The 21868-nt window shown below is 58.1% G+C and carries 24 protein-coding genes; 11 read left to right on the top strand and 13 right to left on the bottom strand.

Annotated elements, in window-relative coordinates; genetic code table 11:
• Window positions 1–7: 7 nt before the first annotated feature.
• Window positions 8–961, top strand: a complete 954-nt coding sequence (locus ACR3EH_RS05360) for a LysR family transcriptional regulator (RefSeq protein WP_171186762.1) — start codon at window positions 8–10, stop codon at window positions 959–961.
• Here the strand turns inward: ACR3EH_RS05360 and ACR3EH_RS05365 are convergent.
• Window positions 958–1401, bottom strand: coding sequence for a low molecular weight protein-tyrosine-phosphatase (locus ACR3EH_RS05365; protein ID WP_171186764.1), 444 nt, complete (start codon window positions 1399–1401; stop codon window positions 958–960). The genes ACR3EH_RS05360 and ACR3EH_RS05365 overlap by 4 nt on opposite strands.
• A 27-nt stretch (window positions 1402–1428) precedes the next feature.
• On the opposite strand from ACR3EH_RS05365, the gene ACR3EH_RS05370 reads away from it, so the two are divergent.
• Together ACR3EH_RS05370 and ACR3EH_RS05375 are read left to right on the top strand one after the other, a co-directional pair.
• Window positions 1429–2127, top strand: coding sequence for an NAD-dependent deacylase (locus ACR3EH_RS05370; protein ID WP_171186766.1), 699 nt, complete (start codon window positions 1429–1431; stop codon window positions 2125–2127).
• A 61-nt stretch (window positions 2128–2188) separates the two neighbouring features.
• Window positions 2189–2797: an HdeD family acid-resistance protein gene (locus ACR3EH_RS05375; RefSeq protein ID WP_171186768.1), complete on the top strand. Its 609-nt coding sequence runs from the start codon at window positions 2189–2191 to the stop codon at window positions 2795–2797.
• A gap of 88 nt (window positions 2798–2885) precedes the next feature.
• Here ACR3EH_RS05375 and ACR3EH_RS05380 read toward each other — a convergent pair whose 3' ends face one another.
• From ACR3EH_RS05380 to meaB, 4 genes are all read right to left on the bottom strand, one after another.
• Window positions 2886–3374: a copper chaperone PCu(A)C gene (locus ACR3EH_RS05380; protein ID WP_171647525.1), complete on the bottom strand. Its 489-nt coding sequence runs from the start codon at window positions 3372–3374 to the stop codon at window positions 2886–2888.
• A 44-nt stretch (window positions 3375–3418) separates the two neighbouring features.
• Window positions 3419–3769, bottom strand: coding sequence for a hypothetical protein (locus ACR3EH_RS05385; RefSeq protein WP_171186772.1), 351 nt, complete (start codon window positions 3767–3769; stop codon window positions 3419–3421).
• A gap of 405 nt (window positions 3770–4174) precedes the next feature.
• Window positions 4175–4462, bottom strand: a complete 288-nt coding sequence (rpmB, locus tag ACR3EH_RS05390) for a 50S ribosomal protein L28 (protein WP_171094054.1) — start codon at window positions 4460–4462, stop codon at window positions 4175–4177.
• Between the two features lie 185 nt (window positions 4463–4647).
• A complete protein-coding gene (gene meaB / locus ACR3EH_RS05395; RefSeq protein WP_171186774.1) occupies window positions 4648–5619 on the bottom strand; it encodes a methylmalonyl Co-A mutase-associated GTPase MeaB in 972 nt (323 codons plus the stop codon).
• A 176-nt stretch (window positions 5620–5795) separates the two neighbouring features.
• Here meaB and hrpB point away from each other — a divergent pair, with 176 nt between their 5' ends.
• The 3 genes from hrpB (at window position 5796) to ACR3EH_RS05410 (ending at window position 10427) form a co-directional block, all read left to right on the top strand.
• Window positions 5796–8246 (top strand): ATP-dependent helicase HrpB, encoded by a 2451-nt coding sequence (hrpB, locus tag ACR3EH_RS05400; RefSeq protein WP_171676092.1) that lies wholly within the window; start codon window positions 5796–5798, stop codon window positions 8244–8246.
• 154 nt (window positions 8247–8400) lie between these two features.
• Entirely contained in the window at window positions 8401–8859 is a 459-nt protein-coding gene (locus tag ACR3EH_RS05405; RefSeq protein WP_171187129.1) for an NUDIX hydrolase, read from the top strand.
• Window positions 8860–8948: 89 nt separating this feature from the next.
• Complete coding sequence (locus tag ACR3EH_RS05410) at window positions 8949–10427, top strand: inorganic phosphate transporter (RefSeq protein WP_171186776.1); 1479 nt, start codon at window positions 8949–8951, stop codon at window positions 10425–10427.
• Between the two features lie 9 nt (window positions 10428–10436).
• Here ACR3EH_RS05410 and ACR3EH_RS05415 read toward each other — a convergent pair whose 3' ends face one another.
• From ACR3EH_RS05415 to ACR3EH_RS05425, 3 genes are all read right to left on the bottom strand, one after another.
• Window positions 10437–11411 carry a 2-dehydropantoate 2-reductase gene (locus ACR3EH_RS05415; protein WP_171647527.1) on the bottom strand — a complete coding sequence of 325 codons (975 nt, stop codon included), beginning with the start codon at window positions 11409–11411 and terminating at the stop codon, window positions 10437–10439.
• 77 nt (window positions 11412–11488) lie between these two features.
• Window positions 11489–12451: a pirin family protein gene (locus ACR3EH_RS05420; protein WP_171186780.1), complete on the bottom strand. Its 963-nt coding sequence runs from the start codon at window positions 12449–12451 to the stop codon at window positions 11489–11491.
• Window positions 12452–12572: 121 nt separating this feature from the next.
• Window positions 12573–13445, bottom strand: a complete 873-nt coding sequence (locus ACR3EH_RS05425) for a phytanoyl-CoA dioxygenase family protein (RefSeq protein WP_216600435.1) — start codon at window positions 13443–13445, stop codon at window positions 12573–12575.
• Between the two features lie 171 nt (window positions 13446–13616).
• On the opposite strand from ACR3EH_RS05425, the gene ACR3EH_RS05430 reads away from it, so the two are divergent.
• Together ACR3EH_RS05430 and ACR3EH_RS05435 are read left to right on the top strand one after the other, a co-directional pair.
• The gene (locus ACR3EH_RS05430; protein WP_171186784.1) at window positions 13617–14105 is read left to right on the top strand and encodes a peptidase associated/transthyretin-like domain-containing protein; all 489 of its coding nucleotides are present in this window, start codon (window positions 13617–13619) and stop codon (window positions 14103–14105) included.
• Between the two features lie 6 nt (window positions 14106–14111).
• Window positions 14112–14708, top strand: coding sequence for a ferric reductase-like transmembrane domain-containing protein (locus ACR3EH_RS05435; RefSeq protein WP_174839920.1), 597 nt, complete (start codon window positions 14112–14114; stop codon window positions 14706–14708).
• Here ACR3EH_RS05435 and argF read toward each other — a convergent pair.
• Window positions 14705–15631 carry an ornithine carbamoyltransferase gene (gene argF / locus ACR3EH_RS05440; RefSeq protein WP_171094069.1) on the bottom strand — a complete coding sequence of 309 codons (927 nt, stop codon included), beginning with the start codon at window positions 15629–15631 and terminating at the stop codon, window positions 14705–14707. The two genes, ACR3EH_RS05435 and argF, sit on opposite strands and share 4 nt — an antisense overlap.
• Window positions 15632–15706: 75 nt before the next feature.
• The gene (locus tag ACR3EH_RS05445) at window positions 15707–16894 is read right to left on the bottom strand and encodes an aspartate aminotransferase family protein (protein ID WP_171647529.1); all 1188 of its coding nucleotides are present in this window, start codon (window positions 16892–16894) and stop codon (window positions 15707–15709) included.
• A gap of 301 nt (window positions 16895–17195) precedes the next feature.
• Between ACR3EH_RS05445 and ACR3EH_RS05450 the strand changes: the two genes are divergently transcribed.
• Entirely contained in the window at window positions 17196–18098 is a 903-nt protein-coding gene (locus ACR3EH_RS05450; protein ID WP_171186788.1) for a DMT family transporter, read from the top strand.
• On the opposite strand, the gene ACR3EH_RS05455 is transcribed toward ACR3EH_RS05450, so the two are convergent.
• The 3 genes from ACR3EH_RS05455 to ACR3EH_RS05465 all read right to left on the bottom strand — a co-directional run bounded on the left by ACR3EH_RS05455 (window position 18078) and on the right by ACR3EH_RS05465 (window position 20515).
• Window positions 18078–18497 carry a NusA N-terminal domain-containing protein gene (locus ACR3EH_RS05455; protein ID WP_171186790.1) on the bottom strand — a complete coding sequence of 140 codons (420 nt, stop codon included), beginning with the start codon at window positions 18495–18497 and terminating at the stop codon, window positions 18078–18080. The two genes, ACR3EH_RS05450 and ACR3EH_RS05455, sit on opposite strands and share 21 nt — an antisense overlap.
• Window positions 18494–19603: a Hint domain-containing protein gene (locus ACR3EH_RS05460; protein WP_171676054.1), complete on the bottom strand. Its 1110-nt coding sequence runs from the start codon at window positions 19601–19603 to the stop codon at window positions 18494–18496. Before ACR3EH_RS05460 ends, ACR3EH_RS05455 begins: the two co-directional genes overlap by 4 nt.
• Window positions 19604–19711: 108 nt before the next feature.
• Window positions 19712–20515: an ABC transporter permease gene (locus ACR3EH_RS05465; protein ID WP_171676056.1), complete on the bottom strand. Its 804-nt coding sequence runs from the start codon at window positions 20513–20515 to the stop codon at window positions 19712–19714.
• Window positions 20516–20641: 126 nt separating this feature from the next.
• Between ACR3EH_RS05465 and ACR3EH_RS05470 the strand changes: the two genes are divergently transcribed.
• Window positions 20642–21217: a GcrA family cell cycle regulator gene (locus ACR3EH_RS05470; protein WP_171235262.1), complete on the top strand. Its 576-nt coding sequence runs from the start codon at window positions 20642–20644 to the stop codon at window positions 21215–21217.
• A 5-nt stretch (window positions 21218–21222) separates the two neighbouring features.
• Window positions 21223–21867 (top strand): NUDIX hydrolase, encoded by a 645-nt coding sequence (locus ACR3EH_RS05475; RefSeq protein ID WP_216601657.1) that lies wholly within the window; start codon window positions 21223–21225, stop codon window positions 21865–21867.
• Window position 21868 lies beyond the last annotated feature (1 nt).

Here is a 21868-nt window from a genome sequence, read left to right on the forward strand (position 1 = left end):
GTGTGCGATGGTAATGAAAGGGCTGACCCTGCGGGGCCTTGAGGTGTTCGAGGCTTTGGCGCGGACGGGATCGGTAGCGCAGGCCGCCGAGATCACCGGGCTTAGCCAGCCATCCGTTTCTCAGCAATTGCGCAATCTGGAAAAGGCGCTGGGCACCGATCTGGTCGATCACGGGCGGCGCCCGATGCGACTGACGCAAGCCGGGCGCAGTTTTCTGGAACGGGCCGAGGCCGTATTGGCCGAGTTGCAGATGGCACAAAGCGAGCTGTCGGTCATGGAGCTGGGGCACCTGACCACGCTTTCCATCGGGTTGATCGACGATTTCGACAACGATCTGACCCCACGGTTGGCCACGCTGCTGGCGGACAGCCTGACGCGGTCGAATTTCAAATTGATCACCCTGTCCAGCCTGGATCTGTTCGAGGCACTGGCCGAACAACGGCTTCATATGGCTGTCACCGCCCATAGCGGCGAAGTGTTAGAGGGTGTGGTCGAATATCCTCTGGTGCGCGATCCATTCATTCTGGTGGCCCCGAAGGGGTCTGGCGGCGTGGCGGCGGTGCAAGACGGTTTACCGTTTCTACGCTATGCCCGCGAGCAACTGATCAGTCGCCAGATCGAAGTGCATATGGCGCGTGAGGCGCAGGAGTTCGAGGAACGGTTTGAGATCGGGTCGCATATGGCGCTGATGGCCATGGTCGCGCGTGGCCTGGGCTGGGCGATCACGACGCCGTTGGGTTTCATGCGTGCAACACGGTTCCATGATGGCTTAGAGGCCCACCCTGCCCCTTTCGGAGATTTCTCTCGCACGATATCGCTTTTGGCCCGCACCGATTGGTCGGATCAGGTGCCGCAGGAGGTCGCGGGAATGACACGTCGGCTAATGCAGAACCAAATCATCGAACCGGCCCTGAACAAACTGCCCTGGCTGAACGGTCAGTTGAAGGTGATCGGCGGCTAGCGCTCAAGATGGGCGGCCAGTCCGGCCACTGCTGCTTCGATCAGATCCAGCGCACCATCGAAATCCCGCGTGTAGTAGGGGTCAGGCACATGGTCCGACTGGGATTCATGGGCAAAGTCCGTCAACAAGCGCACAGGCGTGTTATTGCCTGCAGGGCGCAGATCTTCGATATCCGCCATGTTGTTTGCATCCATGCCTATGATCAGATCGAAACGTTCGAAATCGGCCGCCGTGAACTGACGGGCACGCAGGTCGCTGAGGTCATAGCCCCTGGCTTCGGCGGCGGCCTGCATCGGGCCATAGGGCGGTTTACCCGCGTGCCAACCCATTGTTCCGGCACTGTCGGTTGAATGATGCGGCGCGCGAGTGCGAAAGACGCCCTCGGCCGCGGGGGATCGGCAAATGTTGCCGAGACAGACAAAGAGGATACGGTGTGTCATGGCCAAGCTGTACCGCGTGGAGGGGATATGGAAAAGATCGTCATTCTGACCGGAGCCGGAATTTCCGCCGAAAGCGGGCTCAGCACCTTTCGCGATGAGGGCGGGCTATGGGCGCAGCACAGGATTGAGGATGTGGCCACACCCGAAGGATTCGCCCGCAACCCGGCCTTGGTGCAGGGATTTTACAATGCGCGTCGCACTCAGGCGGCGGGCGTAGAACCGAATGCCGCTCACAAAGCACTGGCACGTCTGCAACGGGACTGGCCCGGAGAAGTGGTGATCGTCACTCAGAACGTCGACAGCCTGCACGAAACTGGTGGCGCGCGAAATGTCATTCACATGCACGGGACATTGGCAGGTGCGTTGTGTTCGGCCTGTGGGCATCGCTGGATCGCTCCACCTGAGATGGCCGTGGGCGAACCCTGCCCATCCTGCAACCGGCCAACGGCCCGTCCCGATGTGGTCTGGTTCGGAGAGATGCCGTACCACATGGATGAGATTTACGACCATTTGGCCAGCGCATCGCTTTTCGCCGCCATCGGAACATCAGGTCAAGTCTATCCGGCCGCGGCGTTTGTACACGAAGCACAGGCAGCGGGCGCACAAACCGTCGAGATTAATCTGGAGCCGACGCTTGGGGCCACGGGATTTGACACATATATCCTTGGCAAGGCGTCAGAAACGGTGCCGCATTGGGTTGAGCAATTGCTGGCGCGACCCTCATAAGGTGCAGACAACGCTTGATTTATTTGCTTAGATTGCAACCAAAACGATTGGAGGATCAGCCATGACCGACCAAGAACCCAAAACCGGCGAAATTCTTGAGGATGGCAGCATGGCCCAACGCGACCTGCTGGGCGCGCAATTGTCCAATCTCTGGTGGACCTTCTTGCTGCGCGGCGTTCTTGCGGGAATTGTGGGCATCGCTGCGCTGTTCTGGCCGTCTGGCAGCATCGCCGTGCTGTTGCAACTGGTCGGTGTACTGTTGATTTTAGATGGCGGCCTGACACTTTTGGGGATCGGACGTAGCGGGGTGTTGGGAGGCGCTGCAATCGGCGCACTTCTGATCGGTTTGATCCTGTTGATCTGGCCCGAAGGCACGGTCAAGCTTGCCTTTTTCCTTTTGGGCGCATGGGCATTGATTATCGGAATCGGTTCACTGGCAGCGGCTCAACAGATGCATGAGCGGGACCCACAGCGTGGCTCCATGAGGGTCTCGGGCTTTGTGGCTTTGGTTATCGGGTTGGTTCTTATGATCTGGCCAGCAGTAGCGCTGGTGGCGTTGGGCTGGGGTATCGCCTTCTCAGCGCTTGCAATTTCTGCCGTCATGTTCTGGCTGGCTTCCCGATTCCGCAAAGCGGGTGACAGGGTCGGATTGAAGACCGTCAATAAGTAGAGCGGCCATTGACCAAAAGCGTTTCAGGCCGGGCAGTGCCCGGCCTGACGTTATTCAAAGGTCGTCGGACTGTCCGAAGACTCGCGCTTTAATCTGAATGCGATCCGTGATCGTGTGACCCGTGTCCGCCTTTGTCCTGACGTTCAAGGTCGACGGGGATCTCGATCTCAACCTCACCAGCATTCTCGAAAATCAGTGTCACCGGGACCGTAGCATCTTGCTCAAACGGTGCAGTCAGACCCATGAACATAACGTGGTCACCACCGCGTTTCAGCATGTGGGTTTCGCCTGCAGGAATCACAAAGCCTTCTTCGACATGCACCATCTTGGCCACACCATTGTCATCAACCTTGTGCGTGTGCAGCTCAACGCGCGCCGCAGCATCTGACGTTGCGCCAATCAGGCGGTCGTCCGTGTCACCCTGGTTCTGGATCATCATGAACGCGGCACCAGCCTTGGCGGTTTTACCCGAGGATCTGGCATAAGCGTCATCCACAGAAATGGTACCATCAGCCAATGCAGGAACGGCCAGGGTCATCGCGGCCAGGGTTGCGAGCAGATTTGATTTGAAAGACATCGCGTGTCTCCTTGTTGTTTGATTTCTCGAAAAAAGATGGAGTTTCAAACAACAACTGGCGGTGCACGGGCCGGGGTGTGGGGAACTGGCAATGCAATCTGATTACCGACATCCCGTAACGGCGCGGGCTGCGACAGTTCCGGCGGTGCGGGCATCGGGGGATAGGCCGCAGCAATCGCACCCATAAGGGACAACGCGTAATCCGGGCAATAATGCGGTGGCGCCGTGGGCCGACCACTTTCGTCCATATAGACAACAACCGGGCCAGTACCGGTGCACAGCACCATCTGACCCACAGCAGTGTCCATACCACGTGACATGGCAACGCCCTGCCCGGTCAGCATCAGCAGCAGGGAAACGACGAAAGGTAGGAATCTGGTAGTCTTAGGTCTCATCCTGACCTTGGTATAGGTCAGCGCCCGAAGGCGCTTCAAGCGCAAAAGGGTCGCGCTTGAAGCAGGTCTTAGTAGTCCAGTCCGGTCCGTTTCACCTGGCTTGCGGTGAAGCTGGTATGGGTCCGGTTCACCCTGCGCTGCATCTGTGAACAGGCTGCAATTGCCTTACGAAACACAGCGGCCAGAAACAAAAAAATGTAGAAACTTTTTAACGACATTATAGGGCCCCCGCCTGATGAATGCCCTGACGTTAGGTTAGATTCGAACCTCTGTATGTGAAGAAATTCACCAATCGAGAAAAATAATTTCGAAATTGGGAACAATGCCAGCCACTCATCGGAGGCCGCGACAAAAAAAGCCCCGCACTTAAAGGTGCAGGACTTTGAATTTCATAAGGAAAAAGGCTTAGGCCGATGCTTGCGCCTTGGCAATTTCCTTTTTCACTTTCAGTGCGTTTGCCGACAGCTCTTCGTCCTTGGCTTTGGCCAGGAACGCGTCCAGACCACCGCGGTGGTCGACCGAGCGCAGTGCAGCTGCCGAGATGCGCAGCTTGACGCCACGGCCCAGAGTCTCGGACTGCAGGGTGACGTCGTTCAGGTTCGGCAGGAAACGACGTTTGGTTTTGTTGTTGGCGTGGCTGACATTGTTGCCAGTCATCGGGCCTTTTCCGGTCAGTTCGCAACGGCGCGACATGGTTTCTTCCTTTGTTTCTGGAGGCCGGGCTTCAGACCCTTGGCCAAATCACAAGGGGCGCAACCCGAAGTCGCGCCCGAAAACTGGTTGGATGCGTGTAGTGGGAATCGCCGGGAGGGTCAAGACAGGCCGCGCGAAATCTTTCATTTTGCTCGGCCATCACGATCCTCGCCCGCGCCCAACCATCAGGTCAGCGTGCTGAGCAGTTCTTCCGCCGCTTTGGCCGGGTTCAAATGGCCCGCTGAGACTTCGGCGTTCAAACGCTCCATCTCGGCCCTGGCTTGCGGCGTGTCAAGGCGCGCAAGCAGAGCATGACGAACCTCTTGATCGAACCAGTAGCGCGCCTGTGCGGAACGGTTTGCGTCCCATATGCCATTGTCACGACGCCATCGGGTCAAGGATTGGATTTCGTCCCATGCCTGCTCCAGGCCCTGCTCTTCAACCGCTGAAACAGTCATGGCCTTGGGAAAGCCTTCCGGGTCTTGTGGACGCTTGCGCAGCAGCCGCAATGCACCTGCATAGTCAGCGCAGGTACGCGTTGCGGTCGCCTTCAAGTCACCATCGGCTTTATTGATCAGGATGATGTCGGCCATTTCCATGATGCCGCGCTTCACACCCTGCAATTCGTCTCCGCCCGCAGGGGCCAACAACAGCAGGAACAGATCCGACAGCTCGGACACAACCGTTTCCGACTGACCGACCCCCACGGTTTCGGTCAGCACCACATCATAGCCCGCAGCCTCGCACAGGGCGATGGCCTCACGGGTGCGGCGTGCAACGCCACCGAGGTGGCTTTGACTGGGAGAAGGACGGATAAAGGCGTTTTTTTCACGGCTCAAGCGCTCCATCCGGGTCTTGTCACCCAGAATCGAGCCACCCGAACGGGCCGAGCTGGGATCAACCGCCAATACCGCCACGCGCAGCCCCTGCCCTGTCAGCATCATGCCAAAGCTTTCGATGAAAGTGGACTTACCCACACCGGGCGTCCCCGACAGACCAATCCGCAACGCCTGACGTCCGGATCCTGCCAGTTGGGCCAAAAGATCGCTGGCCTGTGCCCGGTGATCAGCACGGTTACTTTCGACCAGAGTAATCGCACGCGCCAGCGCCCGACGCTCACCATTCAAAATCCTGTCGCTTAAACTGTCTGTCTGCATTCTTGTCCCGATCCATGAGGCAGGAATAGTTGCCGTGGTCAGGGGGCGTTTGTCCAGACCAGAGAACGCGTGAAATGCATTCCAAACAAAACCTGCGTCATTTCGTTCTGGGAAAGGTGCCGATGGGCGTGCGGGAACTAGACGGCATCGAAACGATGGCGGATAAGGTCCGCATGATAACAAGCCTGCCGATAGATGACGCCGTTCCCGACTTGCTGGAAGCCCTAAGCAAACATGGGCGAGCAGTTTTGCAAGCACCACCGGGCGCAGGCAAAACCACGCGGGTGCCATTGGCGATGCTGGAAGCAGGCCTGCGCGACGGTAAGATCGTGATGTTGGAGCCCCGCCGCCTGGCGGCGCGGGCGGCAGCCGAGCGGATGGCCGAAACTCTGGGCGAACGCGCGGGGCAAACCGTGGGTTACCGCGTGCGCGGCGACACGAAAGTGTCTAAAGTCACGCGGATCGAGGTCGTTACCGAAGGCATCCTGACCCGGATGCTGCAATCCGACCCTGATCTGCCTGGCATTGGCGCGGTGATTTTTGACGAGTTCCACGAACGCTCTCTGAACGCCGATCTCGGACTGGCGCTGTGTCTTGAGGTGGCGGGTGCGCTGCGGGATGATCTGATCCTGCTGGCCATGTCCGCCACATTGGACGCTGAACCCGTGGGCCGGTTGATGAACGCCCCGCTGATCACGTCCGAAGGGCGCAGCTTTCCGGTCGAGACCCGCTGGCTGGATCGCCCTCTTGCGCCTCAGGCTCGGCGTCTGGATGCACTGGTTGAACTGGTGGTACAGGCCGAGCGTGAAACGCGCGCAACAGGGGGTGGTCTTTTGGTTTTTCTGCCCGGCGAGGGCGAGATCCGTCGGGCTGAAGGCGCGTTGAAGTCCCGGCTGCCCGAAGCCTGCGCCATGCATCCGCTGTTCGGAGCAATGCCCTTTGCCGCCCAGCGCGCGGCAATTGCCCCCGCTAAAAGCGGGCGCAAAGTGGTTCTGGCGACGTCGATTGCCGAAACGTCGCTGACCATCCCAGATATCCGGGTGGTCGTGGACATGGGCCAAGCACGGCGGGCGCGGTTTGATCCGGGCTCGGGCATGTCGCGGCTGGTCACAGACCGCGTGACACGCGCCGAAGCGACGCAACGCGCAGGCCGCGCAGGCCGTGTGGCCGAAGGCGTTTGTTATCGGCTCTGGTCAAAAGGTGAGGAAGGCGCGCTGGCTGCCTACCCGCCAGCCGAGATTGAGGCAGCCGATTTGACCGGGTTGGCGTTAGAGCTGGCTCTTTGGGGCGCGGATGCCAGCGACCTGGCTTTCCTAACCCCACCACCGGACGGAACCATGTCCGAGGCGCGGGCTTTGCTAAGAATGCTGGGCGCATTGGACAGCAACGGCCGGATCACGGATCACGGGCGCGCCTTGGCGGCGCTGCCTCTGCACCCCAGGCTGGGTCACATGTTAGACCGCGCAGGCGTGCAGGCCGCATCACTGGCAGCACTGATGGCCGAACGCGATCCTCTGCGCGGTGCTCCGGTCGATATCGCGCTGCGGCAAGAGGCGCTGCGGGATGTGCGGGCGTTTCAACGCAACCGCGTCTGGCAGGTGAATATGGGTGCCCTGGACCGAATAAAGGCCGAGGCCAAACGGTTGCGGGCGCAAGTCACAGACGGATCCGAGCCGCAAAGCACGGCTGCCATGGCCGCCCTCGCCTATCCAGATCGCATAGGACAAAGGCGCAAGGGGGAAGCACCACGCTATGTGTTGTCGGGCGGCAAGGGCGTTGTTCTGGACAACGGCGACACGCTGGCAGGCGCGCCTTACTTGGTTGTGACCGATACGGATGGCAACCCGCGCGAAGCAAAGGTGCGACTGGCCACGCAGATCTCGGAACAAGAGATCCGGGATTTGTTCTCGGATCAAATCGCATGGATAGACAGCTGTACATGGTCGAAACGCGAACGCCGGGTTGTGTCCCGACGGCAGGAGCGGTTCGGCTCGATCACGCTGGATGATCGTATCTGGAAGGATGTCCCGGATGATGTTGTCGCCAGGACAATGTTGGACGGGGTACGTGATCTGGGCTTACGATTGGATGGGGCTGCCGCCCGCCTGGCGGCTCGGGTCGAACTGGTTCGCGCGGACGGGGTCGACTTGCCCGATTTCTCGGTCGAGGGTCTGATGGCCAGTTTGGAGGGCTGGCTCCTGCCGATGCTCTCAGGTGTCAAAAGTGCAGAAGATTGGAAGCGGTTCGATCTATTGCCCGCCTTGCGCGCCAGATTGGATTGGTCCCAAACGCAAGAGCTGGACCGGCGCGCGCCGGGGTCGTTTGAAACACCGCTGGGGCGCAAGGTGCCGATTGATTACAGTGCTGCGGTCCCAGAAATCTCGGTCCGGTTGCAGGAGTTGTTTGGCGTGTCCCGTCATCCGGTTGTCGGGGGCACGCCGCTGAAGATCACCCTTCTGTCCCCTGCGCAGCGCCCAATCCAGATCACACGCGATCTGCCTGGATTTTGGGCTGGCTCTTACGCGGACGTCCGTAAGGACATGAGGGCGCAATACCCCAAACATCCCTGGCCCGAGGACCCAACCCAAGCCGACCCCACGCTAAGAGCCAAACGCAGGCGCGATTAGACTCGCCCCAAAAGCTCAAAACACACAGTACTTCCGCAATCCGCCCCTAAAACCGCTCGCGAACTGAGAATTCCTGAAGATTTAATTGAAATTCAACATTTCCACTGTTACGTCCCTTCAATTCCGATGACAGCATATGGGTAAACCGCTTCTAATGGGCTCAAAACTGGGAAATCTATGGGAAGAGGTCGGCAGACCTCTGATCCTGCGCCCTCGGCGGGTGCAGTTCGCGGCCCTATGCACCCGAAAGAAGAAAGGCCAGGACGAAGTTCTGTTGATCACAAGCCGTGACACAGGTCGCTGGATCATTCCGAAAGGTTGGCCCATCGACGGTCTGGACGGGGCTGAAACAGCACTGCAGGAAGCTTGGGAAGAGGCCGGAGTGCGCGCGGAAACCGTTGATAAGACGCCGGTAGGCCACTTTACCTATGACAAAATCCTCAAGGACGGGTCTGCTCAGCCGGTGCTGACCAGTGTCTACCGGATTGCTGTCAGCAAGCTGGTCGAAGATTTCCCCGAAGCTCATCAGCGAACACGCAAATGGTTTTCCCCGGCTGAGGCGGCTTCGCACGTGCAGGAACCTGAGTTGCGGGCGTTGTTGCGCAAAATGTAACGTTTACACAACAATTTCATGACACGTGGCTTGCTCTTGCAATAGCGAACCGTTAGCTGCGGGCGGTCTTTGAAAAACTGATCAAGCCCATGTCTGATACAAACCCAAAACCACGCTGGCAGGCGCTAGATACCGATCTGCATCGCATTTCTCGCGTTGAAAACGCCAGCATACACGTGTCGCGCCCCATGCTAGCACCCGGCATCGCGTTGGCGTTCATGGTCGTTGCAGGACTGCTGGCAGCCGTTCTGTTTGGCCAAGCAGAGGGCAGCTATATCGTGGTGGCTGCTGCCGCTTTCGGGGCCTATATGGCGATCAATATCGGCGCCAATGATGTGGCCAACAACATGGGCCCGGCAGTTGGTGCAAACGCGCTGACCATGGGCGGGGCCATTGTGATTGCCGCCATTGCCGAAAGCGCGGGCGCGTTGCTGGCAGGTGGCGATGTGGTCTCGACCATCTCGAAGGGCATTATCGACCCTACTTCGGTTCAGAACAGCAATGTGTTCATCTGGGCCATGATGGCGGCTCTGATTTCTTCAGCCATGTGGGTCAATCTGGCGACCTGGGTCGGTGCGCCGGTATCGACCACGCACTCGGTTGTCGGCGGGGTTATGGGGGCCGGAGTCGCAGCTGCGGGGCTGAGCGCAGTCAGCTGGGGCACGATGAGCGCGATTGCAGCCAGTTGGGTGATCTCGCCCGTGCTGGGCGGTGTGATTGCCGCGTGTTTTCTGGCGCTCATCAAGGCCAAGATCCAGTATCAGGACGACAAGATTGCAGCTGCCCGAAAATGGGTGCCTATTCTTGTGGCGATGATGGCAGGGGCTTTTGCAACCTACCTCGCGGTCAAAGGTCTGAAACGCATCGTGAAAATCGAACTTGAGATGGCTCTTGTGATCGGCTTCGGCGCGGGTCTGCTGGCCTGGTCCGCCGCCGTACCTTGGGTGCGGCGCAAGTCCGAAGGTCTTGAAAACCGGACACGATCGCTGAAAACCCTCTTTGGCCTGCCTCTGATCATTTCGGCCACGTTCCTGAGTTTCGCCCATGGTGCCAATGACGTGGCCAACGCGGTCGGTCCTTTGGCTGCGATTGTGCACGCGGCGGAATTCGGAGATTTCGCTTCAAAAGTTACAATCCCGCTTTGGGTGATGATCATCGGCGCGTTTGGCATTTCGTTCGGCCTGTTCCTGTTCGGCCCCAAGCTCATCCGTATGGTCGGCAGCCAGATCACCAAGCTGAACCCCATGCGAGCCTTCTGCGTTGCCCTTTCGGCAGCGATTACCGTGATCGTAGCCAGCTGGCTTGGCCTTCCGGTCAGCTCAACACATATTGCAGTGGGTGCGGTCTTTGGCGTCGGCTTTTACCGTGAATGGCACTCTGAACGGCGGCGCAAGCAAGTCAGTTTTCAACGTGCAGCGACCCAAAGTCTGGCCCCAGAGGAGTACCGTCGTCGCAAGCTGGTACGACGCTCACACTTCATGACCATTGTGGCGGCATGGGTGATCACCGTACCTGCTGCTGCAACCATGTCGGCCGTTATCTATTGGATGTTGACTGCCTTCGTGTAACCGGAGTGGTTACAGCCTGATCTGATCCGGCGTCAACGGATGATCGGGCGCGTGTTTGATCAGATCAGACACTTGCGTGCAGATGGGTGTCGGCACGCCGGTTTCTCGACCCAGTCGTATGATATGACCTTGCAAGCTATCGATTTCCGTTTGCCGTTCAGCCATCAAATCGTAGGCCATCGAGGTTCGGGCGCTGGGATCAATGGTCAGCATCCTGGCCGCAATGCGGGTGAATAAGGGCGTCGGCAGCCGCAGGATATGCGGGGTCATCCAGGCGGGAAGCGGCGTGGTAGAGGCCACAGGGTGCCCCGCTGCTTTTAGAACGGAAAGCGCTTCTGCCATCTGATCTGCAACGAGGATGCGCCAGTCGCGGTTTGTCAGTTGATCCACAATCGTAAGGCCTGACAACGCATTCAGCGCGTTGTTCAGGTTGATCAGCAACTTGCCCCATTGCACGGCTTCGATCTGGTCGCTCGCCAAAACAGGCAGATCCGGGCTGCTGAGGCGGGACGCCAGATCGCCCGGACCGCTTTCAATAACAATCTCGCCCGATGTCGCCCGGTGATAGGTGCCAGGGCCATTTGGCACAACGTTGAAAGGCACCATTCCGGCGCGCACATCACGCCCGGGCAGGGTTGCGCGCAAGGTCGCTGCGTTTTCGATCCCGTTCTGCCAGGACAGAACCGGCACGTCTGGCAAAGCCTCGGTGCTGATCTGGTCGGCGATATCCGCCGTAGCCCCCGATTTCACGGTAACGATGATCAGTTCCGCATGCCCCAGACAGGTTGGATCCTGGCTGAGAGCCAACGACCCTGCTGGTGCGGTATAATCGAGCCCGCCAAAATCCGTGACCGTCAACCCGTTTTCGCGGATCGGATCCAGCACATACGCACGGCCCAGTAAGGTGACGGAACGGCCCGCTCGGGCCAACAGTGCTCCGCAATAACAGCCAATACTGCCTGCACCCGCAATAACAACTTTCATAATACCCCCTCAGAAATACCTGAAAGGATCACCGCAAACCGTCGGTTACACAACCCCGCCCCACTAGGGACGGCCCGTTATCGCGCCAGACGTGGCTTGGTTCGCTCAAGTTCCTCAGAAATCGGAATAAATTCCTGGTCGTCACCGGGCGGAAGATGAAAGGCACCATTGGCCCAATCGGCGCTTTTCCACTCACGCGTTGCGGTTTCGATCTTTTCTTTCGAAGACGAAACGAAGTTCCACCAGATATAACGGTCTTCGTTCAGTGTCGCGCCGCCCAGCAGCATCAGCCGCGCCCCCAAAGGGCCCGCCTTGACCGACAGTTTGTCTCCGGGGCGGAACACCATCATGCGGCCTTCGTCAAACGTGTCGCCCGCGATCTCGACTGAACCCTGCGTCACATAGACACCGCGATCCTCGTGATCGTCTGGCAGCGGGAAGGACGCGCCGGGCTCAAGCTGTACATCCAGATAGAACGTCTCAGACAGCATGGTGACCGGGCTGGACTCACCATAGGCTGAGCCCAGGATTAGCCGCGCGCTGACACCCGCATCCTGAATGTGCGGCAGCGCGCCTTGTTTGTGGTGCTCAAAGTCGGGCGCCATGTCCTCATGCGCTTCGGGCAAGGCGATCCAGGTCTGGATGCCAAACAGACTGTGTTTCTTACTACGAGTTTCATCGCTGGTGCGTTCGGAATGGGTCACGCCGCGCCCTGCTACCATCCAGTTGACCTCACCCGGATAGATCATCTGGTGGGTGCCAAGGCTATCGCGGTGCTCAAACTCGCCCTGATAGAGGTACGTGACCGTGCCCAACCCGATATGCGGGTGGGGCCGCACGTCTATGCCACCTTCGGTGATGAATTCAGCCGGACCCATTTGATCGAAGAAGATGAACGGGCCCACCAATTGCCGTTGGACCGAAGGCAAAGCGCGGCGCACCTCGAAACCTCCCAGATCTCGGGCGCGCGGAATAATCAACGTATCCAGCGCCGGATTTTCCGAGACGCAATCTGGATTGTGGGTCGGGTTCCAACTCATTCCTTTTCTCCCTAAATCTCAGATGGCCGGGCTGGCACATCGTTCGCTGATAACAGAGATAACCCTAACCACGTCCTGATAAAGTGCATCTTCGCACATACTGGGTGCGAAACGAGCGTCCTCATCTTGGCCAAAGTTGAGGGAAGAATGCGCCGTCGATCCGATCCCCTTCGCCATATCCAGCGGCCTCGAACTGCGCACGCTCGCCCTTGGCCCAGTCGCCGCGGTATCGAATGACGCCATCCGGAGCGGTCATGCGGAGGGTAAAACGGCGAACCGTTTCCGTCGGGGTCGTTGCCGATAGCCCGCCATGCAAGGTTCGCATATCGAAAAAGATGCAGTCCCCAAGCTCCAGATCCCATTGCAACAGGTCATACGCATCGGGGTCCGCGTTTACATCAGGTGGCGGGTGATAGGTTTGCCCGGCAACCTCAGTCGGTTCATAACTTGGATGCCCATCAGCAAAGCGCACCCGCATGAACAGCTTGTTCCACAGGTGCGAACCTTTGACGAATGCGATGCCGTTTTCCTTCGTCACCGGCTCCAGCGGCAACCACAGCACGCACATAGTGCCTTCGAAATCGAAATAGGACAAATCCTGATGAAACGGCGGGCGCGATGTTGATCCGGCTTCACGAAGGAACCAGTTGTCCATAACAAGGTTGATGGACGGTGCGCCGAGCAACCCGGCAGCAAGTGACGCGCAAGGTGAGTTGCGCACGAACTCGGTGAATTGGGGGATCTTGTTCCAGGCCCAGTAATCCTCGAAATAGCCGGGGGCATTGGGGTCCTTGGTATGGCGCGTGAAATTGTTAGTCGGATTTTCAAGGTCGGCGTCGATGCCTTCACGCAACAACGACAGCCAGTCGCGCGAGAATTTGGACCTCAGAATAACTGCACCGTCGTGTCGGAATGCAGCTATATCCTCGGCTGAGACCTGATCCGCTTGTGTCATGGCACGACCTTTCGTTTCAAACACAATGTCCGTAAGCATCGCACCTTGTAAAACGAAACGTCAAAAAGATTCGGTGCCGCCTCCCCTGTCCGCCTCACAGAACCGTGAGAGTAAGATTTTGTGATCCGGTGTGCCTCGGAATCCACCGGAACCATGCTATCTTGAGTATCGATATCGGACCGTAAGGGGTCGCGGATTGGAGGTTTCTCAATGGCTGACGCGTTGCTCTCCCGTCGTTTACTGATCACCCAAGGTGCCGCTGTTGTGGCAACTGGGGCCTCGGGGCTTTTGTTACCGGCACGTGCGAGCGGGCTTGCACCAACGCCGTCGATGCGGGGTGGATCGAACAATTACCGTCCCGGAGCACCTATTGTGAACCGGATCGGTGGCGGTGGGTTCTGGATGACCGGCACGGTGCGGCGTGCAGGCGACGGAGCTCCCCTGCCCGGCCAGCGCATTCAGATCTGGGCGCACACGACCGAGGGGCACGAACGCGATCCGCACAGCCATGGCGCGACGTTGACGGATGCGAAGGGTGAGTTTCGGCTGGAGATGCCGCAAATCGTGCCCGCCTTCGGTCAACCTCACGGGCATTTGGCCTATGACAGCGGGGAGTTCGAGACCGTTTTCCTGCGCCCTGTGATGTCGAGCGCAAAGGACAAGACGCTCGCCGCGCATTTTGTATTGCAGCCTCTCTGAGTGGTGCTGAGGCGCAGCCTGATCTGGGTGCTGTTGAGTGCAGCCCTAGCAATCCCGGTCATCGCAGCGGCCCACAGCCCCTATCTGGCGTGGCGTGATCCGATCTACATTCTCTCCGGATTTGCGGGCATTATCGGAATGTGCCTTTTGCTGCTGCAACCGCTGCTGGCCGGGCGCTGGTTGCCTGGACTTTCCCCTGTGTCCAGCCGCCATTGGCACAGGCGGTGTGGATTGGCCCTGATCGTGGCCATATTGATCCATGTGGGAGGTCTATGGATTACCAGCCCGCCAGACGTAGTCGACGCCTTGCTTTTTGTTTCAGCCACCCCGTTTTCGAATTGGGGTGTCATCGCGTTGTGGTCAGCTTTTGCAGCGGCTCTTTTGGGTGTCATGCGCCAACGTTTGAACCTGCGGTTTCGCCTTTGGCGACTTAGCCATACCGGTCTAGCAATGGTGACAATTATCGGCAGCGTTGTTCACGCGATGCTGATCGAGGGAACAATGGAAATCATGACCAAGACCACGTTATGCGTTCTGGTTCTCTTGGCGAGCGTACGGACGCTCGCCAAGCTAAAGGTTTGGGATATCCGTCGACGAGCCTAAACGCCGAGGCACCAGCGCATGACCGCTTTTTGCGCGTGAAGACGATTTTCTGCTTCATCGAAAATGACGGAGTTCGGGCCGTCCATCACCTCGGACGTAGCTTCTTCTTCACGGTGCGCGGGCAGGCAGTGCATGAACAACGCATCCGGTTTGGCGTGGGACATAAGTTCCGTGTTGACCTGATAGGGGCGCAGCAGGTTGTGGCGACGTTCTTTGGCCGATTGGGAATCATGCATGGAAACCCAGGTGTCTGCGACCACAAGATCAGCCCCTTCAACGGCTTTGAACGGGTCGCGTTCCACCACGATTTGCGAGCCCTTCTGGCGGGCAAAACCCATGAATTCTTCTTCGGGATCAAATTGCGCCGGACCTGTGAACGTCAGATCGAACCCGAACTGGCCCGCTGCGTGCAGGAACGAGGCGCAGACGTTATTCCCATCTCCGGTCCAGACCACTTTTTTACCTGCGATGGGGCCGCGATGTTCTTCGAACGTCAGCACGTCGGCCATGATCTGGCAGGGATGCGTGCGGTCGGTCAGGCCATTGATCACCGGCACGTCCGAGTATTCTGCCATCTCGGTCAGGATCGTTTCATCAAAGGTCCTGATCATGATCATGTCGACATAACGGGACAGCACGCGGGCTGTGTCGGCAATCGTCTCGCCATGGCCCAGTTGCATGTCCTTGCCCGAAAGCACCATGGTCTGCCCACCCATCTGGCGCACGCCAACGTCAAAGGATACGCGCGTCCGGGTCGAAGGCTTTTCAAAGATCAACGCGACCATCCGGTCTTTCAGAGGTTGTTCCTGATCAAGTGCTGCCTTGGGTCGACCCAGACGCGCCTGCTTCATTGCACCTGCCTGATCAATCATGGCCCTCAGGTCGGCGGCGTCGGTTTTATGGATGTCGAGGAAATGGTTCATTTTACTTCGCTTTTTGGCTGATGACGTGTGGGGGCAAGCCCCCACACCCCCGGAGTATTTGGGAAAAGATGAAGCTTAGGCCGTTGCAAGCTGGGTTTCGATTTGTATTGCGGCCTTGTCGAGGCGGATCATGGCCTGTGCGATGTCATCCTCGGTCAATGTCAGTGGTGGCAGGAGACGGATTACGTTGTCGGCGGCAGGGACAGTAATGACTTCGTGGTCATACCCCGCATTCACTACATCGATATTGAGTGCCTTGCACTTGAGGCCAAGCATCAGGCCAGAGCCGCGAACTTCTTCGAACACATCAGGGTGGTCGGCGATCAGGCCTTCGAGCTTTTGCCGCAGAAGACCAGCCTTGCGGTTTACGCCTTCGAGGAACGCAGGCGTTGCGACCTGATCGATCACAGCGCAGCCCACAGCGCAGCCCAACGGGTTGCCGCCATAGGTCGAGCCATGGGTGCCAGCCGTCATGCCCGAGGCGGCATCTTCGGTTGCCAGCACCGCGCCAAGAGGGAAACCGCCGCCAATGCCTTTGGCGACCATCATGATATCTGGAGTGATCCCGGCCCATTCATGCGCAAAGAGCTTGCCGGTACGGCCAACACCACATTGGACCTCATCAAGGATCAACAGTAGACCGTTGTCGTCGCAAATTTGACGCAGAGCTTTGAGTTCAGCATCAGGCACCGGGCGGATGCCGCCTTCGCCCTGAACCGGCTCGATCAGGATCGCTGCGGTTTTATCGGTTATAGCGTTGGTGACGCCGTCAAGATCGCCGAAGGCAAGATGAACGAAGCCGGGCAGCAACGGGCCGAAGCCTTTGGTCATCTTTTCAGAACCAGCGGCGGCGATACCAGCCGAGGACCGGCCATGAAATGAGCCGTCAAAGGTTATGATCTCGACCCGCTCGGGCTGACCTTTGTCGTAGAAATACTTACGAGCCATTTTCACGGCCAACTCGCAGGATTCAGTGCCCGAGTTCGTAAAGAACACCGTATCGGCAAAGGTGTGTTCCACCAGTTTGTCGGCCAGCGCCTGCTGCTGTGGGATGTTGTACAAGTTCGAGACATGCCAAACGGCGTGCGCCTGTTCGGTCAGTGCGGCCACCAGTGCCGGATGCGCGTGGCCCAGCGCATTCACTGCGATCCCCGCCCCGAGGTCCAAGAAACGTCGGCCATCCGCCTCGGTCAGCCAGGCGCCTTCGCCCTTCACAAATGTCAGGGGCGCACGGTTATAGGTCGGCAGAACGGACGGGATCATCGGATCATCCTTTTCGAATAGCTTGAGCCCTGTGAGTGATACACGAGAGCCTTGGTCGTCAACAGATTTGGTGGGGTTTGCGCAGATTTTGAACGCGCAATAGATCAAACGGGCCGGTTACGCGGTCAGGCGTCGGCGTCGGAGTCGCAGGATATGTGCGGTTTTGATCATGGCGGCCCGTATAACGAGGCTGGTTCGATCTGGAAACCCTTTATTTGCGATGCTTCGAAAATTCGCTCGGAAGTAATAACGGCGAGATTTCCTACTTGTCATTCGCGTCCGCGTGTCGCACCGCTGGGGCATGACACCCGCACGCCAGAATCCAGCCCTCGCGGCCTTGTTTATCTTTGCCGCCAGCGCTCTTCTGGCTGGCACGACCTTGCTGGCCAAGGCGCTTGGCACGGATACGCTGGGCCCGCCGCTGCATCCGATGCAGATCAGCCATGGTCGATTTTTGTTTGCGTTTCTTGTGATTGTCTCAGCCGTTGCTGTAATGCGCCCGACCCTTAGACGCCCGCATTGGAGGCTGCATATCGGGCGTACCAGTTTTGGGTGGCTGGGTATCACACTGATGTTTGCTTCGGTCGCTTACATTCCGATGGCAGATGCTACTGCGATTTCATTCCTAAACCCGGTTTTTGCCATGGTTCTGGCGATCCCGCTATTGAAAGAAGGGGTTGGGCCCTGGCGCTGGCTGGCGGCGGCCGTTGCCCTTATCGGCGCATTGATTCTGTTGCGCCCGACCCCGGCCAGTTTTCAAGCTGCGGCTTTGCTGGCTTTGACCGCAGCCGCGGTCATTGGAATGGAGTTAATTTTCATCAAAAAGCTGTCTGGCCGCGAAATTCCGATTCAGATCTTATTGGTGAACAACTCCATGGGATTGGCAATCGCCACTGTTGCAGTGATTGCGGTGTGGCAGACGCCAACTTCGGCGCAATGGGCAGCGTTGGCTGGAATCGGCGTTTTGATGGCCTGCGCGCAAGCCTGTTTCGTCAATGGCATGGCGCGGGCGGATGCTTCTTTTGTAGCACCGATCAGCTATGCGACACTGATCTTTGCTGCGTTTTACGATTTCGTCGTGTTCGATGTGATCCCGGATCGGACAAGCCTGATCGGGTCCGCCATTATTCTGGCGGGAGGGCTGATTTTGGTCTGGCGTGAAGCGCGGGTGGTTAAACGCCCTTCAGTGCGCAGTGATCGATAAGTTCCGAATCTGTGTCTCGCCTGACCGTAACCACTCTGAAATCCTGTGCGGGTGAATGGGGGACACGGGATTTACGACATAGTGCCCAAGTTCGGCATCCGACTGCGTGTTTCTAAGATCGGTGAGCGCGACTTCACGGTACTCATTCACCATCAAATCGACGACTTTAAGAACCTGAGCCAATTCAATTGACCCGTCTTTCTTGAGCTTGGCCCAGAATTCGTACTCGGCCCCATACTCCGCCTCGGCAGCCCGGACATAGGCCGCTTCGATTTCCCGCGATGCGGTTTCCTGTGGGATCTGCTGCTGACGGATCAGGACGTTTGCCAGGACGAGCAGGTTTCGCTCGCCTTTCAGATTCAGCTCTTCAGGAAGGTCCAGAAATATATCATCTGTCATGCAGACGCTTCCACCACGGGTTTTTTGTTCTGAATCAGGCGTTGGCACAATCGGTTGATGTGCTTTCCGTGGGCATGAAAAGGTCGCGCGGGTGTGGGACTGGTTGTTTCATCGAGAAGGTCGGGAAACAGACATTCCAGTTCTTCGATTGCATCGGCGCTCAGCATTTTCATGGCTTCGGGGCCGATGTAGAGAGATTCGGCATAGGCACCATCCGCGACCACAATTGAGTGGTCTTCGAGTGCAAAATGGAAATACTCGACCTCTTCACAGGCTTCGACTCTCTCAATCCCCTGCAACCCGGTAAGTTTCTTGGCGGGAACTAGTATTTCAGCCTCTCCCAGAACCCGTTGCGCTACTTTTGAGCGCACCAACAGACGGTGCTGAGGGGAAACAGTCAGATCGGTTGCTGGCATGCCCAGACCAAGCGCGCCTTTCCGAATGCGTATCGGCCGTATTTTGGGATTGGCGATCAAGTCCAGACGGCTGAGTTTCTTGGACCCGATCCAACGGATAGCCTGCGGCTCACCGTCCAGAGTTGAAACCAAGTCGCCCGCTGAAAGGTCATCGATGTCCACTTCACCATCCGGTGTCTTAATCCGGGTGCCAGATGTGAAACAAACCATCAACGAGACATTATCGAGTATCGTCCCAAGACTGTTGTTTGGACCCTGCTCGGTAAAGCGAAGCGTGTACGTCCCTTCGGCACCGAAATTGAAGTTCAGGGAAACGTTCGTGAAACTTCCCACAGTGGTCGGTGTCACGACTTGCTGAAAAATCACGGTGTTGCTGGAATCCACAACCTCAACAAGAACCGGGTCTGCAAACACCCCGCCCGTGTTTCGGGCACCGATGTCGAAACTCAGCGTGGCACCTCGGTTGTCAACGGCCACCACAAAACTCTGCTGAACAACCGAAGTCGGGCCGGCGTTGCCATCAAGTTCAAGGACAAGATCTGACGGATCTCCGCCGGTGAAGAAGAGTGATTCCTGGCCAATCTCGATTTCGTTGCCGAACCACGCACCATAGGTGCTGAAGATCTGAAACGGACCCGTGATGCCGGGTGATTGAAAATCCCCACCGACAATAAGTTCTGTAAGAGCCATAAGAATATCGCCTGTCGTTCTTCGGTGTCCAAATACCCTACTCGGCCCTCGCCGCCAACATAACAGTCGGAAAACGCATCAACTTTACGTGACGTCGCCTGCGCAGCACTACGCCTTGAGGCGATACCCTGTGCGCAACATCTGCCAGGTGATGAGGCCGATCAATACCGTAGCAAAGGAACAGACAGCCATACCCACCCAAGGCGAACTGTCCGAGACACCGATCATCCCGTAGCGCAAACCGTCGATCAGATAGAACACCGGATTCAGATGGGTCAGACGGTTCAAAACCGGGGGGAGCGCCTGAACCGAATAGAACGTGCCCGACAGGAAGGCCAGCGGTGTGACGATGAAATTGGTAATGGCTGCCATTTGGTCAAACTTATTGGCAAAAATTCCGGCAAACAGACCAAGTGCTCCCATAAAAGCGCCGCCCAAAACGACGAAGATCGTCGCGATAATGAAGTTTTGAGGCACGATGCCAAGTACCAGGGCCAGCGCAACAGCGACAACACACGCAATCAGGATGCCTCGGGCGATTCCCCCCGCCAGATAGCCAAGCAGGATTTCAAGCGGCGACAGCGGCGGCATCAGGGTATCCACGATATTGCCCTGTACTTTGGAAATGACCATGGAAGACGATGTGTTGGCAAAAGCATTCTGGATCACCGTCATCATCATGATCCCCGGTGCCAGAAAGACCAGGAACGGCACCCCCATGACATCCGGGCGGCTGGGCCCTATGGCAATGTTAAAGATCAGCAGAAACAGCCCCGCCGTTACCAACGGCGCTAAAAGGGTTTGCGTCCAAACCGCCAGAAAGCGCAGAGTTTCGCGCTGCGCCAGCGTGTAAAGGCCCATCCAGTTGACTGCTTCGAAGCGGTGCGCGGTCTGTTCTGCGGAATTCTCCATGGTTTACCCTCAACCTGATTCGAAGACAGCTTGTAACTCGGGCTGCAGTGTTTAGAATAGGGGGCTGAGACGATTTCCCAAGGCGGCCCGAATCCGGGGCCGCTTTCCGCTTTTGAAAGGCTAACGATGTCCTGGACAGACGAGCGCGTAGAACTGCTGAAGAAGATGTGGGGCGAAGGCCAGTCGGCCAGCCAGATTGCCAAGGAACTGGGCGGCGTGACCCGCAACGCGGTGATCGGTAAAGTGCATCGCCTGGGCCTGTCCAACCGGGCAGCGGGCGCTTCTCCGGCCAAGTCAGAGCCAAAGGAAAAACCAGCTCCGGCACCCAAGGCCGAGGCCAAGCCAAAGCCTGCGCCCAAGACCGAACCCGCACGTCCGGCCCCTGCCCCTGCGGCCGAGGCCAAACCGGCCGTGCCTGCCCGCCGTCAGATCATCCCTGCCGGTCAACCGTTGCCTCCACAGCCGTCGGCCAACGAGATCAGCCCCGAGGCGTTGGCAAAGGTCAACGAGGTCGAAAAGAAGGCTAAGAAGCTGACGCTTATGGAACTGACCGAGAAAACCTGCAAGTGGCCGGTCGGCGATCCAGCGACAGAAGATTTCTGGTTCTGCGGTTTGCCCGTTGAAGCCGGCAAACCCTATTGCGAGGCGCATGTGGGCGTGGCCTTCCAACCCATGAGCGCGCGTCGCGACCGACGCCGGTGACACAGATGCGCCAGGATCCGACAGCAATGGAGGATACCTGGCTAGCCCGTGCAAAGCGCCTGCTGGCCCTGTCTGAAACCGGCCAGCATTTCACCAAAGACCCTTTTGACCGGGAACGTTACGACGAGATCGCCGCCATGGCCCGCGCCATGCTGGCTGATCTCGGTCAGGTACCGATTTCGCGGATTGAAGGGTTGATCACAGATCACGCGGGTGGCTACGCCACGCCCAGTATCGATATTCGCGGTGCGGTGATCCGGGACGACCGCATCCTTCTGGTGCGCGAACGTAGTGACGGGTGTTGGTCGATGCCCGGCGGCTTTGCCGATATCGGCAGCTCTCCGGCAGAAAATATCGAGCGTGAGGTCTGGGAAGAGGCCGGGCTGCGCGTTCGGGCGCAGCGTTTGTACGCCCTACGCCACAAAGCGCGGCATCCCTACCCGGCAGATGCACGGGATTTCTATAAGTTCTTCTTCTTGTGTGACGAAGTTGGGCAGGCTGACCCCAAAGCGGGAAGCGAAACCAGCGATGTTGGTTTCTTCCCAATGGCAAATCTGCCAGACTTGTCCCTTGCCCGAAATATTGAGAGGGACATTGCAGAAGCGTTTGAAGCGCAATCTACCTCGACGGCAACAGCGCTGTTTGACTGAT

Source organism: Ruegeria sp. BG7, assembly GCF_056535685.1.

Bases quoted from the DNA above. Each gene is read 5' to 3' on its own strand.
- ACR3EH_RS05360 (WP_171186762.1), top strand. From the start codon at position 8: ATGGTAATGAAAGGGCTGACCCTGCGGGGCCTTGAGGTGTTCGAGGCT.
- ACR3EH_RS05365 (WP_171186764.1), bottom strand. From the start codon at position 1,401: ATGACACACCGTATCCTCTTTGTCTGTCTCGGCAACATTTGCCGATCC.
- ACR3EH_RS05370 (WP_171186766.1), top strand. From the start codon at position 1,429: ATGGAAAAGATCGTCATTCTGACCGGAGCCGGAATTTCCGCCGAAAGC.
- ACR3EH_RS05375 (WP_171186768.1), top strand. From the start codon at position 2,189: ATGACCGACCAAGAACCCAAAACCGGCGAAATTCTTGAGGATGGCAGC.
- ACR3EH_RS05380 (WP_171647525.1), bottom strand. From the start codon at position 3,374: ATGTCTTTCAAATCAAATCTGCTCGCAACCCTGGCCGCGATGACCCTG.
- ACR3EH_RS05385 (WP_171186772.1), bottom strand. From the start codon at position 3,769: ATGAGACCTAAGACTACCAGATTCCTACCTTTCGTCGTTTCCCTGCTG.
- rpmB (WP_171094054.1), bottom strand. From the start codon at position 4,462: ATGTCGCGCCGTTGCGAACTGACCGGAAAAGGCCCGATGACTGGCAAC.
- meaB (WP_171186774.1), bottom strand. From the start codon at position 5,619: ATGCAGACAGACAGTTTAAGCGACAGGATTTTGAATGGTGAGCGTCGG.
- ACR3EH_RS05405 (WP_171187129.1), top strand. From the start codon at position 8,401: ATGGGCTCAAAACTGGGAAATCTATGGGAAGAGGTCGGCAGACCTCTG.
- ACR3EH_RS05410 (WP_171186776.1), top strand. From the start codon at position 8,949: ATGTCTGATACAAACCCAAAACCACGCTGGCAGGCGCTAGATACCGAT.
- ACR3EH_RS05415 (WP_171647527.1), bottom strand. From the start codon at position 11,411: ATGAAAGTTGTTATTGCGGGTGCAGGCAGTATTGGCTGTTATTGCGGA.
- ACR3EH_RS05420 (WP_171186780.1), bottom strand. From the start codon at position 12,451: ATGAGTTGGAACCCGACCCACAATCCAGATTGCGTCTCGGAAAATCCG.
- ACR3EH_RS05425 (WP_216600435.1), bottom strand. From the start codon at position 13,445: ATGCTTACGGACATTGTGTTTGAAACGAAAGGTCGTGCCATGACACAA.
- ACR3EH_RS05430 (WP_171186784.1), top strand. From the start codon at position 13,617: ATGGCTGACGCGTTGCTCTCCCGTCGTTTACTGATCACCCAAGGTGCC.
- argF (WP_171094069.1), bottom strand. From the start codon at position 15,631: ATGAACCATTTCCTCGACATCCATAAAACCGACGCCGCCGACCTGAGG.
- ACR3EH_RS05445 (WP_171647529.1), bottom strand. From the start codon at position 16,894: ATGATCCCGTCCGTTCTGCCGACCTATAACCGTGCGCCCCTGACATTT.
- ACR3EH_RS05450 (WP_171186788.1), top strand. From the start codon at position 17,196: ATGACACCCGCACGCCAGAATCCAGCCCTCGCGGCCTTGTTTATCTTT.
- ACR3EH_RS05455 (WP_171186790.1), bottom strand. From the start codon at position 18,497: ATGACAGATGATATATTTCTGGACCTTCCTGAAGAGCTGAATCTGAAA.
- ACR3EH_RS05460 (WP_171676054.1), bottom strand. From the start codon at position 19,603: ATGGCTCTTACAGAACTTATTGTCGGTGGGGATTTTCAATCACCCGGC.
- ACR3EH_RS05465 (WP_171676056.1), bottom strand. From the start codon at position 20,515: ATGGAGAATTCCGCAGAACAGACCGCGCACCGCTTCGAAGCAGTCAAC.
- ACR3EH_RS05470 (WP_171235262.1), top strand. From the start codon at position 20,642: ATGTCCTGGACAGACGAGCGCGTAGAACTGCTGAAGAAGATGTGGGGC.
- ACR3EH_RS05475 (WP_216601657.1), top strand. From the start codon at position 21,223: ATGCGCCAGGATCCGACAGCAATGGAGGATACCTGGCTAGCCCGTGCA.